This is a genomic window from Cupriavidus oxalaticus (genome assembly GCF_038900635.1).
Taxonomy (GTDB): domain Bacteria; phylum Pseudomonadota; class Gammaproteobacteria; order Burkholderiales; family Burkholderiaceae; genus Cupriavidus; species Cupriavidus oxalaticus_B.
This window is the reverse complement of record NZ_JAYMRX010000080.1, coordinates 1-474: the sequence shown is the minus strand read 5'-3', so window position 1 is coordinate 474 and position 474 is coordinate 1. Positions and strand designations below refer to the sequence as shown.

Genomic DNA, 474 nt, shown 5'->3' with positions numbered 1-474 from the left:
GCCATGGACCGCGGCCTGAAAGAGACCGCCAGCTTCACCTCCCGGCTGCCCATCGTGATCGGCGGCGAGCGGCGTATCTACGACGTCCGCGCGGTCAATGTCGGCAGCAGCAGTGTTGGCGTCGCGATCGACGCCAGCGAGGCGGATGCGCTGAGCTCGGCCCTGGTGCGGATGGCGGAGGCGCATCGCCGCACGCTCGACCAGCTCTCCTCGGGCGTCGCCGTGTTCGACGGCCAGCGCCGGCTCGCCTTCTACAACGATTCCTACCGGCGGCTGTGGGACCTCGACCGCACCTTCCTCGACGCCAATCCTGACGATTCCAGCGTGCTCGACCAGCTCCGCGCCGCACGGAAACTTCCGGAGCAACCGGATTTCCGCGCCTGGAAGGCGAAATTGCACGAGGCCTATCGTGCCGTGGAGGCCGCCAAGGACACCTGGTACCTGCCCGACGGCCGCGCGCTCTCCGTCGTCACC

The 474-nt window shown here is 68.6% G+C and carries 1 protein-coding gene; it reads left to right on the top strand.

Going from position 1 to position 474, the window contains the following annotated elements:
- Window positions 1–474 (top strand): PAS-domain containing protein (locus tag VSR71_RS35030; RefSeq protein WP_342917911.1); only part of this gene is annotated, 474 nt, incomplete at both ends.